This is a genomic window from Streptomyces kronopolitis, assembly GCF_050953795.1.
In the GTDB taxonomy this organism is placed as follows: Bacteria; Actinomycetota; Actinomycetes; order Streptomycetales; family Streptomycetaceae; genus Streptomyces; species Streptomyces kronopolitis_A.
Genome location: NZ_CP191850.1, coordinates 4,422,676 through 4,437,439, shown reverse-complemented (window position 1 = coordinate 4,437,439; position 14,764 = coordinate 4,422,676). Strand labels below are relative to the sequence as shown.

Below are 14,764 nucleotides of genomic sequence, written 5' to 3'. Positions count from 1 at the left end.
CCGGTGCCCCTTCCGCTTCCGCCGTCTCAGTCTTCGCAGGCCACCCATGACTGTCCACGACCTGTTTTCGCTACCTCCCATGCCTGATGGGCATGGGTTTCCGGGAGCGCGCGGCGGGAGCCGGCCGGGGCACCGGCCCGTCAGGCCTCCCCCGCCTCGGGGAAGGTGTGGACACAGAAGTCGCGCACCTCCGCCACGCACCGCTCGATGAGTTCGGCGGCGTAATGGGTGGCGTTCCAGAGGGCGAACAGCGGCAGGTCGACGCGTTCGTCCTCGGCGGGGCCGGTGATCACTATCGGGTGCAGCCCGTACTGCGGCTCGTCGGTGACGATCGCCACGCCCTGGCCGCGTGCCGCCAGGGCCTGGGCGGCGCGGGGCAGGTCCATCTCCTGCACGGTGTGCCGCCCGAGCGGGCCGGACATCCGCGACAGATGGTCGTCGAACACCCGGCGCGCGGAGTAGGTACGGGTGGGCACGATCAGCGGTTCGCGCACGAGTTCCGGCAGCGGCACGGTGGGCCGGCCCGCCCACCGGTGTCCGGCGGCCACCTGCGCGAACACCGGGAAGCGCACGACGAGCCGGACCTCCAGGTCGGTCGCCCCCGGATGCGCGGAGAAGCCGAGGTCGGCCTGCCCGCTGGAGACGGTGTCGGCGATACCCGCGGTGGCGACCTCCACCAGATTGAGCACGGCGTGCCGCGAGACGGCGGCCAGCGGCGCGAGCACGTCGTTGATGGTGGTCACCGTCGCGGCGACCGTCAGCCGCGGCTCGTGCCCCTCGGCGAGGGTGCGCATCATCGCCACCGCCTGGTCGTGCCGGGTCACCAGATCGCGGGCGACGGGCAGCAGCCGGGTCCCGGCCGGGCTGATGTGCAGCCGCCCGCGGTGCCGGACGAAGAGTTCGAAGCCCAGGGACTTCTCCAGCTGCCGGATCTGGCGGGACAGCGAGGGCTGGGCGACGTGCAGGGCACGCGACGCCGCCGAGACGGACCCGGTGTCGACCACCATGAGGAAGTAGCGGATCGTGCGGATCTCCATCCCGACTGTCTACCAGCTCACCTCGCGCACGCGGCGCCCGGTGGCGTCGCGCCCCGGCCCGTCACCGGCCCGCCGCGCCTGCCGTGAGCAGCGCCGCGGCGGCGCTGCGGGCCTGCCGGGCGGCGGAGGGCTCCCCCGCGATCGCGGCCGTGGTGATCGCCCCGTCCACGAGCAGCGCCAACTGGACGCCCAGGACGTCCGGTTCAGCGGATCCGGCGTCCCGGACGAGGTCCGTCAGGTACGCGCGCAGCGCGCGCTTGTGCGCGCGGGCGATCCGGGCGACCCCGTCCGAGGTGGCTCCCAGCTCGCCGAAGGAGTTGACGAACGCGCAGCCGCGGAAGTCCGGGCCGGAGAACCAGTCGTGCAGCCAGTCGAAGACCGCCAGCGGACGGGCCCCGGGGGCCTCGGCACGCTGGGTGACGTACCCGGCGAGGGCGGTGCGCCACCGGTCGTCGCGGCGGCGCAGATACGCCTCGACGAGGTCCTGCTTGGCGGGGAAGCACCCGTAGAGGCGCTTGAGCGACACCCCTGCGGCGGCGCGGAGTTCATCCATGCCGACGGACTGGATGCCCCGGTCGTAGAACAGCGTCTCCGCGGCGTCGAGTATCCGCGCACGGGCTTCGTCGTGGTTCATGGCCCTTCCGGCGCTTTCCAGGAGAACGGTCGTTCTCTACACTAGCCGAACGAGCGAGAACGCTCGTTCTCCGGATCGCGAGAGGGAGCCCGCCATGCCGCCACGCCCACCGTTCCCGCCGTTCGACGAGGCGGGCGCGCTGCAGAAGGTGCAGGCCGCCGAGGACGCCTGGAACACCCGCGACCCCGAGCGGGTCGCCCTGGCGTACACCGAGGACTCGGTCTGGCGGAACCGGGACACCTTCCTCACCGGCCGCGCGGAGATCGTCGCCTTCCTGCGCCGGAAGTGGGCCCGCGAGCTTGACTACGCGCTGCGCAAGGAGCTGTGGTCCTTCCACGGCGACCGGATCGCGGTGCGCTTCCAGTACGAGTGCCACGACGCGGCCGGCCAGTGGTGGCGCAGCTACGGCAACGAGCTGTGGGAGTTCGACGAGGACGGCCTCATGCGCCGCCGGGAGGCCGGCATCCACGACGTCCCGATCACGGAGCCGGAACGCCGGATCTTCGGCCCCCGCCCGGCATCGGAACAGGGCCGGCCACTTCCGTTCCGCTGAGGCGCCGCAGGGTCAGCCGGAGCCGGTGAGTGCCCCGTGCTTGACGGCGGCGACGAACAACGACCACACGGATATCTCGAACACGAGCGCGGGACCATGTGGAACCTTCGAGTCACGGACGGGGACACCGGAGGGGTTGCCGTCCAGGACCTCCAGGCAGCTGCCCGAATCCGACCCGCTGTACGACGACTTGCGCCAGCCACACAACGTGGAGGCGTCCGGGATGATGGGCTCAGTCATGGTCTTCGTATTCCCTCGCTGTCGCCCGCATCAGGGCGATTGACTCCTTCAACGGCAGGGCGTCCCCCATCGCGAGAGCGTAGATGCTCTGTAGCTGCTGGACCATGTCCGGGGCGTCATGCACCTTGCCGATGGCCTGACCTTCGGAATAGGCCACGGGTGGCTGGTCGTCGAACCACATCAACGTCAGCATGCTTTGCAGAAGCGGATACGCACCCAGCCCGAACGGCATCACGTGGATACGCGCCCTGCCGTCCTCCGCCAGACGAACAATGTGCATGATCTGGTCCGCCATGACGGCAGGACCACCGATCAGTCGACGCAACACGGCCTCATCCAGCAGCGCCCACACCACGGGCGATACGGGATTACTGAGCACCTTGGCTCGCTCAAGACGTGTGACCACGTGCCTGTCACGTTCCTCGTCACTCCGAGGAGGGAAGGCAACGCTCAGAACCGCATGCGCGTACGCGTCGGTCTGGAGGATGCCCGGGACGTAAGACAGCGCGAACTCTCGGATCATCGTGGCTTGTTGTTCGAGATGCTTAGCTGCTTTGAAGTGCTCGGCAACCGCTGAGTCGTCCTGCGGCAGGAAGCTGCTCAGCACGTTCCCCGTGTTCAGCGCCCGGTCCAGGCGCCACGCGTCCTCCTTCGACGGGATGCGGCGGCCCGCCTCGATGTGGGCGATGTGGGAGCGGGTCATCATCGCCGCGTCTGCCAGTTGCTGTTGTGTCATGCCGGCCAGCTCGCGCTGTTCGCGGAGCCAGTCCCCGTAGGCGGTGCCCATTTCGTCAACTCCCCTGTGACGAATGTGTTGTCACGCTCTGTGCACTGGCGAGGCTAGCGCCGTGACCCAACGCTAGGGGGGTGTACGGAGAAAGACTCCCGCGTCCGGTGAACCGGCCGGGGTCTGGCCACCGCCCTTTGGAGGTTGACGACTTGAGGAACACGATCGGCTGCTACGACCCCGACAATCCCCAGCGGCCGGGCTCCGGGCTGCGGCTGCTGCCGTGGGCGTCGCTCGCGGGGAACCCGTGCTTCCTGCGGAGCGACGACGCCGGCGGCGGCTATCTCGCCCGGAAGGCCGACCTGATGGAGGCGGAGCAGATGCGTGAGGGGGCCGCCGTACTCCACGACGCCGGGGAGGTGTTGGAGGATCCGGCGGCCGGACCGCTCACCCTCCGGGTCACGCTGTTGCGGACCACGATGGCGCTCGGCGATGTCCTGCGCATCGCCGACAGCCGGGGCGGGCGGCTGCCCGTACCGAAGGACGGTCGGGAATAGGACCCGTTCGCCCACGAGGCGGACTCACCCGGTGATCGAGGCCCGGAAGTGGTACCGGTCGCCGCGGAAGACCGCGGCGGTGAGCTCCAGGGGCTGACCGTTCTGGTTGAAGGCGAGCTGGGTGGCGACCAGGACGGGGGTCGCATCGGTGATTTCGAGCAGCTTTCCCTCCTCCTCCGTGGGATGCCGGGCCTCCACCGAGTAGTCGGCGACCTTGGGCAGTTGGGGCGGGTCGGCGCGGCGGAGGCTGGCGAACAGGGTGTCCTTGGTGAAGTCGGTCTCCGCCAGCTGCGGGCACAGCCCGAGGGGCAGCCGGTTGTGCTCCAGCACGACGACGATGTCGTCGAGGAAGCGGAGCCGGCGCATCTCGAAGAGCGCGGCCCCCGGGGTGACGCGCAGCAGTTCGGACTCCTGGACGGTGGCCGCCCGGACCCGGGATTCCAGGACCTCGTCGCGGAGCCGGAAGCCGTACTGCTCGGCGTAGTCGGCGAAGCCCTGCACCGTCTGGCCGCCCCCGGGGGCGGCGGACGGCCGGGGGGCCGGGACCGCGCCCTCGTAGCCCTGGGCGAGGAACCATCCGCGGGCCGGTGCGGACTCGATGATGTCGCGCTCGGCCAGTTCGCCGAGCGCGCTGCGCAGGGTGACGCGCGAGACGCCGTACCGGCCGGCCAGCAGCCGCTCGGACGGCAGGCGGTCCCCGGGCCGGGCGCCGCCGGCGGTGATGTCGTCCAGGAGGCGTCCGGCGATCCGGGAGTACAGGGGCAGGGAGTCGCCGCCCAGGAGGCCCTGCGGGAGAGCGTTGTCCGATGGCATACCAGATATATACCAGTTTGGTGCATGCCAGTTCAATACCAGAATCGGGCCATTGACGACCAAAGTGCATACCAATAGCATTCCGGTGTCGTTTCCGGAGGCATACGTTCCGATTTGGGCCGCGCGCTCTTCGGTGAACCTTGGAGCGGATCATGTGGAACCCCTTGGACGGAGTGGTGCGAGACCAGAAGGCGGGTGAGCCGCGCGGCATCACCTCCGTGTGCTCGGCCCACCCGCTGGTCATCGAGGCAGCCGTGCGCCAGGCGCTCGCCTCGGGAGGCACCCTGCTGGTGGAGGCCACCTCCAACCAGGTCGACCAGTACGGCGGGTACACCGGCATGCGGCCGGCGGACTTTCGCGCGCTGGTGCACGGCACGGCCACCGCACACGGCCTGCCGCCGGACCGGATCGTGCTCGGCGGGGACCATCTGGGGCCGAACCGGTGGCGCGCGCAGCCGCCGGAGCAGGCGATGGCCGAAGCGGAAGCCCTCGTCGCGGCCTATGTCCGGGCCGGCTTCACGAAGATCCACCTCGACTGCAGCTTCTCCTGCGCCGGCGACCCCGCAGCGCTGACGGACGACATGGTCGCCGAGCGCACCACACGCCTGGTGGCCGTGGCCGAGCACGCCGCGGGCCGCTCCGCCGCCGCCCTGCGCTATGTCATCGGTACCGAGGTGCCGGTGCCCGGCGGGGCGCACGAGACGCTGGACGGTGTGGCGCCCACCAGCCCCCGGGCCGCCCGCCGCACCCTTGCGCGCCATCGCGACGCCTTCGCGGCGCACCGCGTCGCCGGTGCCTGGCCCCGGGTGATGGCCCTGGTCGTGCAACCGGGCGTCGAGTTCGACCACCGCCACGTCGTCGACTACCGGCACGAGCGGACGACCGAACTGCGGGACGTGCTCGCCGGTGAGCCGCACATGGTCTTCGAGGCCCACTCGACGGACTACCAGACCGCCGAGGGGCTGGCCGCCCTCGTAGCGGACCACTGGGCCGTGCTCAAGGTGGGCCCCGGTCTGACGTTCGCGCTGCGCGAGGCCCTGTTCGCACTGGCCGCCATCGAGGACGAACTCCTCGACCCGCAGGCGCGATCCGGGCTCCCCGAGGTCGTCGACCGCCGGATGCGCGACGACCCTTCCGAGTGGGCGGGCTACTACGAGGGGGGCGCCGCCCAGCAGCGGCTGGCCCGGCGCTACAGCTACAGCGACCGCATGCGCTACTACTGGCCCGACCCCGAGATCGCCGCCGCACAGGACCGCTTGTTCGCCCACCTCTCGGCCGTCACCATCCCCCTTCCCCTGGTGAGCGCCCATCTGCCCGAGCAGTACCGGCGGGTGCGGACCGGGACCCTGAACCTGACGCCCCGGGAACTGGTCGTCGACCGGATCCGGGACGTCCTGCGCGACTACGACCACGCATGCCGGGTCCGAGACGAGGAGTACGTGTGACCACCTCCACCCCCCACGCGTCGCCCCGGGGCGACGGAGCCGACCACACGGTCGCGGAGATCGCCCAACAGCCCGCGGTGTGGCGCGAGATCGATGCGCTCCTCGCCGGCGCACGGGCCGAACTGGACGCCTTCCTCGGCCCGCTGCTCGGCGAGAAGGACCTGCGGATCGTCCTGACCGGAGCCGGGACCTCGGCCTTCGCCGGGGAGGTCGTCCGGGCGGCGCTGGCCGAGGCCACCGGGCGGCGCGTGGACGCGGTGTCCACCACCGACATCGTCGCGGACCCCTACGCGGCCTTCCCGGAGGACGTCCCCACCCTGCTGGTGTCCTTCGCACGGTCCGGGGACAGCCCGGAGAGCGTCGCGGCCACCCGCCTCGCCGAGCAGGTCCTGCACCGCGTGCACCACCTCGTCGTCACCTGCAACAGCGGCGGGCAGCTGGCCCGGACGCACCGGGAGCACCCCGCGTCGCACGTGCTGCTGATGCCGGCCGCGGCCAACGACCGGGGCTTCGCCATGACATCGAGCTTCACCGGCATGCTGGTGGCGTGCCTGCTCGCCTTCGGCGCGCTCGACACCGACGGCGTCGAGGTGGCGGCCGCGGCGGCCGAGCACCTCACCACCGGGAGCCTGGACCGGGACATCGACACCCTGCTGGCCCGCCGGCCCGAGCGGGTGGTCTACCTCGGCAGCAGCAGTGCGCTGAAGGGGCTGGCCCAGGAGTCCGCGCTGAAGCTGCTGGAGCTGACCGGGGGCGCGCTCGTCGCGTCCGCGGAGTCCGCGCTGGGCTTTCGGCACGGCCCCAAGTCGGTGCTGAACGCGCGCACGGCCGTCCTCGTGTACGTCTCCAACGACCCCTACACACGCCGCTACGACCTCGACATCATCGCCGAGCTGCGCGCGGGCCCGGCACCCGGCAGCGTCGTGGCCGTCACCGCGTCCCCCGACGGGCTGCCGGAGGACGGCAGTTGGCTGCTGCCCGGGCTCGCCGACGCCGACGACGCCACCCTGGCCCTGCCCGCCGTGATCACCGCACAGCTGATCGCGCTGCGGTCCTCCCTGGCGCACGGCATCCGGCCCGACAACCCGTTCCCGTCGGGAGAGGTGAACCGCGTGGTGCGGGGCGTGACCGTGCACCCGCTCCCCGGCGGTCGGGACGACCTCGCGTAACCGCGTGCCGGGAAAGCCGAACGGAGGAGCAATGATGTTTCTGGGTGTGGACGGCGGAGGCACCAAGACGGCCTTCTGCCTGATCGACAGCGCGGGCGCCGTCCGGGCCCGGGCGCTGGGTGACGGCGCCTACTACTTCGCGGACCGGGCCACCGGTGGCGTCGACCACGTCGTACGGGTCCTCGAACGGGGCATCGGTGCCGTGACCGGGGCAGCCGGCCTCACCCCCGCGGACATCGACCACACCTTCCTGGGCCTGCCCGGGTACGGCGAGGTCCCCGGTGACCTCGCCGCGCTGGACGCCGCCCCCGGCCGGGTGCTGGGGCACCGGCGCTACACGTGCGACAACGACATGATCTGCGGCTGGGCCGGTTCGCTGGGCGCCGTGGACGGGATCAACGTCATCAGCGGCACCGGCTCGATGGCGTACGGCGAGCGGCGGGGCCGCGGGGTGCGCACCGGCGGCTGGAGCGAGCTGTTCGGCGACGAGGGCTCGGCGTACTGGATCGCCACCCGGGCGCTGAACGTGTTCTCCCGGATGAGCGACGGCAGGCTGCCCGAGGGACCGCTCGCGGACCTGCTGCGCCGCGACCTCGCGCTGACCGCGGACCTCGAAGTGATCGATATCGTGCTCAACCGCCGGCAGGGGCACCGCAGCGAGATCGCCGCGCTGACCCCGGTCGTGATCGAGGCGGCCGGGGCGGGTGACACGGCGGCCGCCGCCCTCCTCACCGAGGCCGGCGGCGAACTGGCCCTGCTGGTGGACAGTGCCCGGCGCCGCCTGGGCTTCTCCCGTGACGAGACGACCCCGGTCTCCTACTCCGGCGGGGTCTTCCGCTCGGCCCGGGTGCGCGAGGCGTTCGCTGCCGCGCTCGGGAACGGCGCGGCGGCGTACGAGCTGCGCCGCCCCCTGTTCGAACCGGTGGTGGGCGCCGCGCTCTACGCGGCCAAGCTGGCCGGCGCCCCTCTCGGCACCGAGGCGCTGGCCGCCCTGCGCGCCGCCTCGGACCCCACCACCGCGGAGGTCGGCCATGACGACGCGTGACAAGAACAGCTGGATCCTCTGGGCGGGACTGCTGGTGCTGTTCTGGGGAGTCTGGGGGGCGTTCTCCAACGAGCCCGGCGAGCGGTACGGCTACCCGAACGAGATGGTCTACGTGATCTGGGCGTTCACCATGCTCGTCCCGTGCACGATCGCGCTGCGCCGCGGACGGTTCGACCGCCGCCCCGTCGCCGCGGTGTACGGGCTCGCGGCCGGGCTCACCGGAGCGGGCGGTCAGCTCCTGCTGTTCCAGGCGCTGTCCGACGGCCCCGCGTATCTGATCTTCCCCGTGGTCTCGCTCTCCCCGGTGATCACCGTCCTGATGGCCGTCGCGCTGCTCCGCGAGCGGATCGGGAAGCTCGCCGTCACCGGCGTGATCGCCGCCTTGGTCGCCATCGTGCTGCTCAGCATCCCCGCGGGCGCCGGGGGTTCGGCCGCCACCGGCTCCTGGTTGGCGCTGGCCGTGCTCGTCTGCGTGGCCTGGGGGTCGCAGGCGTTCTTCATGCGCAAGGCCGCACTCGCCGGGGTCAACGAGGCCACGACGTTCGGTTGGATGACCGTCAGCGGGCTGCTCCTCGTGCCGGTCGCCGTCCTCATCATGGGCGGGCTGCCCGACGCCCCCTGGCAGGCCCCGGCGCTCACCGCCGGCACCCAGATCCTGAACGCCGTGGGCGCACTGTTCCTGGTGATGGCGCTCAGCCGCGGCAAGGCCAGCGTCGTCGCGCCGATCACCAACGCCCTGGCGCCGGTCCTCACGATCGTGCTGTCCCTGCTGGTCTACCGGACGCTGCCGACGATCTGGGCGACGGTCGGCATCGTGCTCGCCCTCGGCGGATCGACGCTGATGGTCTACGCCGACGAGAAGCGCGGGGACACCGCCGAGCCCACCGAGCCGTCGGCCGCCGGCCCCTGAGCCGCCGCCCGCTCGGCCCCGCACGTCGAGCCTTCCCCGTACGAGGAGTACGCCATGCCCCTGGTCCCCACCGGAGACCTCGTCGGCCGAGCCGCCGGGCGCGGCTGCGTCGCCGCGTTCAACGCCATCACCCTGGAGCACGCCGAGGGCATCGTGTCGGGCGCCGAGACCGCCGGCCGGCCGGTCATCCTGCAGATCAGCGAGAACGCCGTGCGCTACCACGGCGGCCGGCTCGCGCCCCTCGCGCTGGCGACCGCCTCGATGGCCCGCACGGCGGCGGTCGGCGTCGCGCTGCACCTCGACCACGTCACCGACATCGGCCTGCTGCACCAGGCGGCCGCCACCGGCTTCTCCTCCGTCATGTTCGACGCCGGGGCGCTGCCCTACACCGACAATCTCGCCGCCACCGCCGCGGCGGCACGGTGGGCGCACGAGGCCGGCCTGTGGATCGAGGCCGAACTGGGGTACGTGGGCGGCAAACCCGACTCCCCCGCGAGCGCACACGCCGACGGGGTCCGCACCGACCCGGCGGAAGCCGCCGAGTACGTGGCGCGCACCGGGGTGGACGCCCTGGCGGTCGCGGTGGGCAACAGCCACGCCATGACACGGCGGTCGGCGCACCTGGACCACGCGCTCATCGCCCGCCTCCGGGAAGCCGTCCCGGTCCCGTTGGTGCTGCACGGCTCGTCCGGCGTTCCCGACGCGGAACTCCGCGCCGCGGTCCACTCCGGCATGACGAAGATCAACATCGGCACGGCGCTCAACGTCTCGCTGACCCACACCGTCCGCGACGTGCTGCGTGAGGAGCCGGCGCTGACCGATCCGCGCCGCTACCTCGGCCCCGCCCGGGACGCCGTGGCGACCACCGTGCGAGACCTCCTCACCGCGCTGGCGGCCTGATCCCGCACCCCGTCGGTTCAGGGCCGCCGGAGGAATGCGAGGGCCGTCAGTAAACCATCATTTCGCTGTCACGGAGCCATCACGCGGCTGACCCTACGGTGGCTTTATCAATCTGCACACGCACGGAATTCCAGCGTGCCGGCAAGGGAGAGCGGACATGAATTTCACGCACGGAAAGAGCGGGTCCGGCCTGCCTCGTACGGTCCTGCGGGGCGCCACCGCACTGGGCGTACTGGGGGTGTTGTCGGGAGTCACCGTCGTACCGGCACACGCGAGTGCCCCGGGCACGCCGAAAGAGCTGGCGTCGTTCTACGGGCAGAAAATCAACTGGACGGCGTGCCGGGCCGACAAGGAGGCGCAGTGCGCCTCGATCAGCGTCCCGCTGGACTACAAGAACCCGAAGGGCGAGAAAATATCGGTCACCTTCAGCCGCCTGAAGGCCACCGGGAAGCGCCGGGGAGTGCTGTTCTACAACCCCGGCGGGCCGGGTGGCTCCGGGCTGAAGATTCCGGACAACATCAGGAAGAGTTCACTGCGCGGCACTTACGACCTGATCGGTTTCGATCCCCGGGGTACGGGCGAGTCCGCCCCGCTGTATGCCCCGCTGGACTGGGCCATGGCCACGAAGCCGTATGTCGGCTCCCGGCCGAAGCTCGACGGCCCGGGCAACGTCTTCGACAAGCAGACCGCCTGGGCCAGGGAATACATGGGGCGCATCGAGAAGAAGAACGGTGGCGCCGCGAGGGTGAAGCACTTCAACACCAGCAATACGGCCCGGGACATGGATGTCATCCGGGGCTTGCTGAACGAGAAGAAAATCAACTACCTGGGGTACTCGTACGGGACGTTCCTGGGTGCCGTGTACGGAAGCCTGTACCCCGCCCGCCTCGACCGGTCGGTCCTGGACTCCGCCGTACCTCCGTCCGGCATGGGGCAGACCTACGGCGAGCTGCAGTCACAGGATGGCCTGCGCACCGTGGCGGAGTGGGCGCGGTGGGCCGGACAGCGGGACCGGACGTTCCATCTCGGGACGTCCCGAGCCGACGTGCTCGACACCGTTGCGAAGGTATCTCAGAAGCTGGGGCAGGAGGGTGCCCAGGAATTCGACGCCACCATGACGTCGGACGCGCACGACATATCACAGTGGGCCGACTTGGCGAAAATGGTCGGCGACCGGAGGGACCACCCCGAGAAGGCCGCGAAGAAGACCGCGAAGAACGCGACCGGGAGCGCGAAGGAAGAGTGGTCGGTCAGGAGCAACGAAATTGTCTCGTCCGAGTGGCAGTGGTCCAGCGATCCCGAGTCCTATCGCGCGAAGGCACGCGAGATGCTCAACAAGCACGACTACGGGCGGGACATGAGCGCCTATCTGCCCACCGCCTCGACCTTCCGGGGATTCACCCCGCCGGAGCCGCCCAGGATCACACGGCGCGGATATCCGACGAAGGGGCTGGTCGTGCAGGCGGGGCGGGACAACAGGACGCCCTTTGCGGGCGGGCGGGAGATGGCGAAAACCCTCGACGACACCCTCATCACCGTGAAGAACGCCCCCGATCACGAGCAGTACCTTTCACGGGACAACGCGGCCGTCGACAAGCCGGTCACCGACTACCTCCTGAACGGAACCATCCCGTCCGGAAACCCGGTGGTCGACGGAAAGAAGTCCTACCCGGACATTCCCGCGGACTGAATCGCGCCGCCTTCCGCCCCACCACACGGGCCTACGCCGTCCCGACCCGCCGCAGCGCCCACACCTCCGGTGCGCCGAGGTCGTCGTAGAGGCGGTCGCGCTGGTCGGGGCCGAGGGTCGTTGCGGCCGCGGCGAGTGTGGCGCCGGCCTGTTCCGGCGCGCTGTCGACGACCTCGCGCATGATCGCCGCACGGTCCGCGGGCGGCAGGGCGGGCAGCATGCGCCGCAGGTCGGTGAGGGCCTCCTCGGGGGTCCGGGAGGAGTGGAAGGCATCGAACACGGCGCGCAGCTCCTCCTCGCTCGCGGACTGCCACAGCGCCGGCATCGCGACCGTCTCCTCCAGGTGCAGATGCGCGAGGTAGGCGCTGATCACCTCGCCGAGCGCCAGGTACAGCGCGTGCCGGGCGTCCGGGAGGGCGTCGGCGGCGGTGCCGGGCAGGGCCCGCGCCCGCTCGTCCAGGGCGGCGAAGGTGGCGTCGAGGCGGACGTGCTCGGCCTCCAGCGCGTCGGCCGCCTCCGGCGCCCGCTCCCGGAGCAGCCGGTGGATGTAGGTGTCCTCGTGGTCGGCGTGCTCGCGCAGCTCCTGCGTCATGGCGAGGCAGCGGTGCGCCTGCTCGGCGGCGGCGCCGCCGCGGGACATGTCCGCGGCGCCGAGTTCGACGGCGAGCGTGAACAGCCGCGCCCGCTGCCCCATGTGTACGTTCCGGTAGAGATCGGTCCTGGGCATGGCCTGTCCTTCGGGTCGCCATTCGGGTACGATGACAACATGTTGCTTCACTAGCAATGTGTTGTCAAGAGAGGTGGCGTGCCATGCCGAACGAGGTGCCGCAGACGGTGCCGGACGAGACCGCCCTGCTGATCGCCGATGTCTTCGAGGCGGCCGGGGCCCTGCGGCGGCTGGGCGAGCGGACGGCCGGCGCGGAGGGGCTCACCCAGGCCCGGTGGCAGCTGATGAGCGTGGTGTCCGAGGACTCGCTCACCGTTCCGCAGGCCGCGCGCCGGCTGGGCGTCAGCCGCCAGAACATCCAGCGGGTCGCCAACGACCTGGTGGCGTTCGAGCTCGCCGCGTACGCGTCCAACCCGGATCACCGCGGCTCGCCCCTGCTGGCCCTGACACCACGCGGCGCGGAGGCGCTCGCAAGGGTCACCGACCGGGCGACGGCCACCCACCGCACGCTCTTCGCCGACCTGCCGGACGAGGAGATCGCGGCCACCCGGGCCTCGCTGCGCCGGCTGCTGACCGCGCTCGACCGTCACGAGGGGGCGGCGGGCAAGCGGTAGGCACCCGCGGCGAGTTCGCCGGCTCCCGGCCGCCCCCGGCGAAAATTAATGTGTGCATCGGGCAACCGGTTGGCAGGCTGGGGGGATGACTCGCGAGCACGCCCCCGACCCCGGCTCCTCCGACCCGCCCCAGGCGCCGGGCTGGAGCACCACGCCCCTCACCGCGGACCTGCTGCGCGGCGCGCTCGATCTGGAGCGGACCGCGCACGGCCTGCTGCCGCACCGGCTGCCGGCCCGGGCCCGCGCGCAGTGCGACGACGGCCAGCTGGCCTCGGCCGAGGCCCAGGCCTCGGGCGTCCGGCTGGTGTTCCGGACCCGGGCCACCGCCGTCGAACTGGACACGCTGCGCACCAGGATCGAGTACCGGGGCGCCCCGCCGCGCCCGGAGGGCGTCTACGACCTGCTCGTGGACGGCCGCCTGGCCGGCCAGGGCGGCGGGACCGGCGGAAACGTCAGGATGGTGGACATGACCACCGGGTCCGTGGACGTCCGGCCCGGACCGGTCGGCACCGTGCGGTTCAGCGGTCTGCCCGAGCGGGTGAAGGACGTCGAGATCTGGCTGCCGCACAACGAGGTGACCGAGCTGGTCGCCCTGCGCACCGACGCCCCCGTCGAGGCCGTGCCGCGGGGGGACCGCAAGGTGTGGCTGCATCACGGGAGTTCGATCAGCCACGGGTCGAACGCCGCGAGCCCCACCACGACCTGGCCGGCGCTGGCCGCCTCCCTCGGCGGGGTCGAACTGATCAACCTCGGCCTGAGCGGGAGCGCCCTGCTCGACCCGTTCACCGCCCGCGCCCTGCGGGACACCCCGGCGGACCTGATCAGCATCAAGATCGGCATCAACCTGGTCAATGCCGATCTGATGCGGCTGCGCGCCTTCACCCCGGCCGTGCACGGCTTCCTCGACACCGTCCGCGAGGGGCACCCGGACACGCCGCTGCTGGTCGTCTCCCCGATCCACTGCCCGATCCACGAGGACGCCCCCGGCCCCAGCCTCCCGGACCTGAGCAACCTCGGTGGCGGCGAGCTGCAGTTCCGGGCGGCGGGGGATCCCGCGGAGCGGGCCCCCGGGAAGCTGACGCTGGGCGTCATCCGCGCCGAGCTGGCCCGGATCGTGAAACAACGGGCGGCCGAGGACCCGCACCTGTCCTACCTCGACGGGTGCGCCCTCTACGGCGAGGCGGACTTCGCCGAACTGCCGCTGCCCGATCAGCTCCACCCGGACGCGGCCACCCACCGCCGCATCGGCGCACGCTTCGCCGAACTGGCCTTCCAGGGCGGCGGACCGTTCGCCGGCCCGGCCGCCTGAGACACCCCGGTGGTGGGCGGCGCGCCGGCCCGGCGGTCAGCGCCGGCCGGCGGTCAGCGGGCCAGCCCCGCCTGGGCGAGCGCGCTGCCCACCATGTCCGCGCAGTGGTTCAGCTTGTTGCGGATCCGTACCGTGGCGGCCGGGGCTCCGGTCGTGGCGGCCAGCCCCAGGCCGTTGGTCTCGGCTTCCATGACCAGCCGGTCGCCCTGCACGGACAGGCTCATGCAGAGCCGGCCGGTGAAGAGCTTGCTGCGGACCTCGTTCTCGCCCTCGCGCACCTCCGCGCTGCTGTTGGTCTGCGGCACCCAGTGGTAGCCGTGCCGCTCCAGCGCCGCGCGGGCGACACCCAGGGCCTCCTGCGGCGCGGCTCCCGCCGTCAGTGTGATCTCTCGATTGCGCACGAACCCTCCGTCTGCTGTCAGCTCCGCCTGCGAATTCACTCGTATCCTGCGAT

17 protein-coding genes are annotated in these 14,764 nt (G+C 71.6%); 10 read left to right on the top strand and 7 right to left on the bottom strand.

What is annotated here, in order from left to right; genetic code table 11:
• Positions 1 to 140 precede the first annotated feature (140 nt).
• Both ACQP17_RS19635 and ACQP17_RS19630 read right to left on the bottom strand, forming a co-directional pair.
• A complete protein-coding gene (locus ACQP17_RS19635; protein ID WP_433857445.1) occupies positions 141 to 1,037 on the bottom strand; it encodes a LysR family transcriptional regulator in 897 nt (298 codons plus the stop codon).
• Between the two features lie 61 nt (positions 1,038 to 1,098).
• Entirely contained in the window at positions 1,099 to 1,671 is a 573-nt protein-coding gene (locus ACQP17_RS19630) for a TetR/AcrR family transcriptional regulator (protein WP_433857444.1), read from the bottom strand.
• Between the two features lie 94 nt (positions 1,672 to 1,765).
• Here ACQP17_RS19630 and ACQP17_RS19625 point away from each other — a divergent pair, with 94 nt between their 5' ends.
• A complete protein-coding gene (locus tag ACQP17_RS19625; protein ID WP_433857443.1) occupies positions 1,766 to 2,224 on the top strand; it encodes a nuclear transport factor 2 family protein in 459 nt (152 codons plus the stop codon).
• Between the two features lie 12 nt (positions 2,225 to 2,236).
• Here the strand turns inward: ACQP17_RS19625 and ACQP17_RS19620 are convergent, their stop codons facing one another.
• Positions 2,237 to 2,464, bottom strand: a complete 228-nt coding sequence (locus ACQP17_RS19620) for a DUF397 domain-containing protein (RefSeq protein ID WP_433857442.1) — start codon at positions 2,462 to 2,464, stop codon at positions 2,237 to 2,239.
• Positions 2,457 to 3,251 (bottom strand): helix-turn-helix domain-containing protein, encoded by a 795-nt coding sequence (locus ACQP17_RS19615; protein ID WP_433857441.1) that lies wholly within the window; start codon positions 3,249 to 3,251, stop codon positions 2,457 to 2,459. The genes ACQP17_RS19620 and ACQP17_RS19615 overlap by 8 nt, the downstream gene beginning before the upstream one ends.
• A gap of 152 nt (positions 3,252 to 3,403) precedes the next feature.
• Here ACQP17_RS19615 and ACQP17_RS19610 point away from each other — a divergent pair, with 152 nt between their 5' ends.
• Positions 3,404 to 3,748, top strand: a complete 345-nt coding sequence (locus ACQP17_RS19610) for a hypothetical protein (RefSeq protein ID WP_433857440.1) — start codon at positions 3,404 to 3,406, stop codon at positions 3,746 to 3,748.
• 24 nt (positions 3,749 to 3,772) lie between these two features.
• Here the strand turns inward: ACQP17_RS19610 and ACQP17_RS19605 are convergent, their stop codons facing one another.
• Complete coding sequence (locus ACQP17_RS19605; protein WP_433857439.1) at positions 3,773 to 4,561, bottom strand: GntR family transcriptional regulator; 789 nt, start codon at positions 4,559 to 4,561, stop codon at positions 3,773 to 3,775.
• A gap of 152 nt (positions 4,562 to 4,713) precedes the next feature.
• Here ACQP17_RS19605 and ACQP17_RS19600 point away from each other — a divergent pair, with 152 nt between their 5' ends.
• From ACQP17_RS19600 to ACQP17_RS19575, 6 genes are all read left to right on the top strand, one after another.
• Positions 4,714 to 6,006 (top strand): D-tagatose-bisphosphate aldolase, class II, non-catalytic subunit, encoded by a 1,293-nt coding sequence (locus tag ACQP17_RS19600; protein ID WP_433857438.1) that lies wholly within the window; start codon positions 4,714 to 4,716, stop codon positions 6,004 to 6,006.
• Entirely contained in the window at positions 6,003 to 7,175 is a 1,173-nt protein-coding gene (locus ACQP17_RS19595; RefSeq protein WP_433857437.1) for an SIS domain-containing protein, read from the top strand. Before ACQP17_RS19600 ends, ACQP17_RS19595 begins: the two co-directional genes overlap by 4 nt.
• Before the next feature lie 31 nt (positions 7,176 to 7,206).
• Complete coding sequence (locus tag ACQP17_RS19590; RefSeq protein WP_433857436.1) at positions 7,207 to 8,220, top strand: N-acetylglucosamine kinase; 1,014 nt, start codon at positions 7,207 to 7,209, stop codon at positions 8,218 to 8,220.
• The gene (locus ACQP17_RS19585) at positions 8,207 to 9,130 is read left to right on the top strand and encodes a DMT family transporter (RefSeq protein WP_433857435.1); all 924 of its coding nucleotides are present in this window, start codon (positions 8,207 to 8,209) and stop codon (positions 9,128 to 9,130) included. Before ACQP17_RS19590 ends, ACQP17_RS19585 begins: the two co-directional genes overlap by 14 nt.
• Positions 9,131 to 9,184: 54 nt before the next feature.
• Positions 9,185 to 10,030: a class II fructose-bisphosphate aldolase gene (locus ACQP17_RS19580; protein WP_433857434.1), complete on the top strand. Its 846-nt coding sequence runs from the start codon at positions 9,185 to 9,187 to the stop codon at positions 10,028 to 10,030.
• 157 nt (positions 10,031 to 10,187) lie between these two features.
• Positions 10,188 to 11,720, top strand: a complete 1,533-nt coding sequence (locus ACQP17_RS19575; RefSeq protein WP_433857433.1) for an alpha/beta fold hydrolase — start codon at positions 10,188 to 10,190, stop codon at positions 11,718 to 11,720.
• 31 nt (positions 11,721 to 11,751) lie between these two features.
• Here the strand turns inward: ACQP17_RS19575 and ACQP17_RS19570 are convergent, their stop codons facing one another.
• A complete protein-coding gene (locus ACQP17_RS19570) occupies positions 11,752 to 12,447 on the bottom strand; it encodes a hemerythrin domain-containing protein (protein WP_433857432.1) in 696 nt (231 codons plus the stop codon).
• A gap of 83 nt (positions 12,448 to 12,530) precedes the next feature.
• Between ACQP17_RS19570 and ACQP17_RS19565 the strand changes: the two genes are divergently transcribed.
• Together ACQP17_RS19565 and ACQP17_RS19560 are read left to right on the top strand one after the other, a co-directional pair.
• Positions 12,531 to 13,001 carry a MarR family winged helix-turn-helix transcriptional regulator gene (locus tag ACQP17_RS19565; protein WP_433857431.1) on the top strand — a complete coding sequence of 157 codons (471 nt, stop codon included), beginning with the start codon at positions 12,531 to 12,533 and terminating at the stop codon, positions 12,999 to 13,001.
• An 85-nt stretch (positions 13,002 to 13,086) separates the two neighbouring features.
• Entirely contained in the window at positions 13,087 to 14,310 is a 1,224-nt protein-coding gene (locus ACQP17_RS19560) for a GDSL-type esterase/lipase family protein (protein ID WP_433857430.1), read from the top strand.
• A 53-nt stretch (positions 14,311 to 14,363) separates the two neighbouring features.
• Here ACQP17_RS19560 and ACQP17_RS19555 read toward each other — a convergent pair whose 3' ends face one another.
• Complete coding sequence (locus ACQP17_RS19555) at positions 14,364 to 14,711, bottom strand: hypothetical protein (protein ID WP_433857429.1); 348 nt, start codon at positions 14,709 to 14,711, stop codon at positions 14,364 to 14,366.
• Between the last annotated feature and the right edge of the window lie 53 nt (positions 14,712 to 14,764).

Excerpts from the sequence above, each read along its gene's own strand:
- ACQP17_RS19635 (WP_433857445.1), bottom strand. The coding sequence starts at position 1,037 with ATGGAGATCCGCACGATCCGCTACTTCCTCATGGTGGTCGACACCGGG.
- ACQP17_RS19630 (WP_433857444.1), bottom strand. The coding sequence starts at position 1,671 with ATGAACCACGACGAAGCCCGTGCGCGGATACTCGACGCCGCGGAGACG.
- ACQP17_RS19625 (WP_433857443.1), top strand. The coding sequence starts at position 1,766 with ATGCCGCCACGCCCACCGTTCCCGCCGTTCGACGAGGCGGGCGCGCTG.
- ACQP17_RS19620 (WP_433857442.1), bottom strand. The coding sequence starts at position 2,464 with ATGACTGAGCCCATCATCCCGGACGCCTCCACGTTGTGTGGCTGGCGC.
- ACQP17_RS19615 (WP_433857441.1), bottom strand. The coding sequence starts at position 3,251 with ATGGGCACCGCCTACGGGGACTGGCTCCGCGAACAGCGCGAGCTGGCC.
- ACQP17_RS19605 (WP_433857439.1), bottom strand. The coding sequence starts at position 4,561 with ATGCCATCGGACAACGCTCTCCCGCAGGGCCTCCTGGGCGGCGACTCC.
- ACQP17_RS19600 (WP_433857438.1), top strand. The coding sequence starts at position 4,714 with ATGTGGAACCCCTTGGACGGAGTGGTGCGAGACCAGAAGGCGGGTGAG.
- ACQP17_RS19590 (WP_433857436.1), top strand. The coding sequence starts at position 7,207 with ATGATGTTTCTGGGTGTGGACGGCGGAGGCACCAAGACGGCCTTCTGC.
- ACQP17_RS19585 (WP_433857435.1), top strand. The coding sequence starts at position 8,207 with ATGACGACGCGTGACAAGAACAGCTGGATCCTCTGGGCGGGACTGCTG.
- ACQP17_RS19580 (WP_433857434.1), top strand. The coding sequence starts at position 9,185 with ATGCCCCTGGTCCCCACCGGAGACCTCGTCGGCCGAGCCGCCGGGCGC.
- ACQP17_RS19575 (WP_433857433.1), top strand. The coding sequence starts at position 10,188 with ATGAATTTCACGCACGGAAAGAGCGGGTCCGGCCTGCCTCGTACGGTC.
- ACQP17_RS19570 (WP_433857432.1), bottom strand. The coding sequence starts at position 12,447 with ATGCCCAGGACCGATCTCTACCGGAACGTACACATGGGGCAGCGGGCG.
- ACQP17_RS19565 (WP_433857431.1), top strand. The coding sequence starts at position 12,531 with ATGCCGAACGAGGTGCCGCAGACGGTGCCGGACGAGACCGCCCTGCTG.
- ACQP17_RS19560 (WP_433857430.1), top strand. The coding sequence starts at position 13,087 with ATGACTCGCGAGCACGCCCCCGACCCCGGCTCCTCCGACCCGCCCCAG.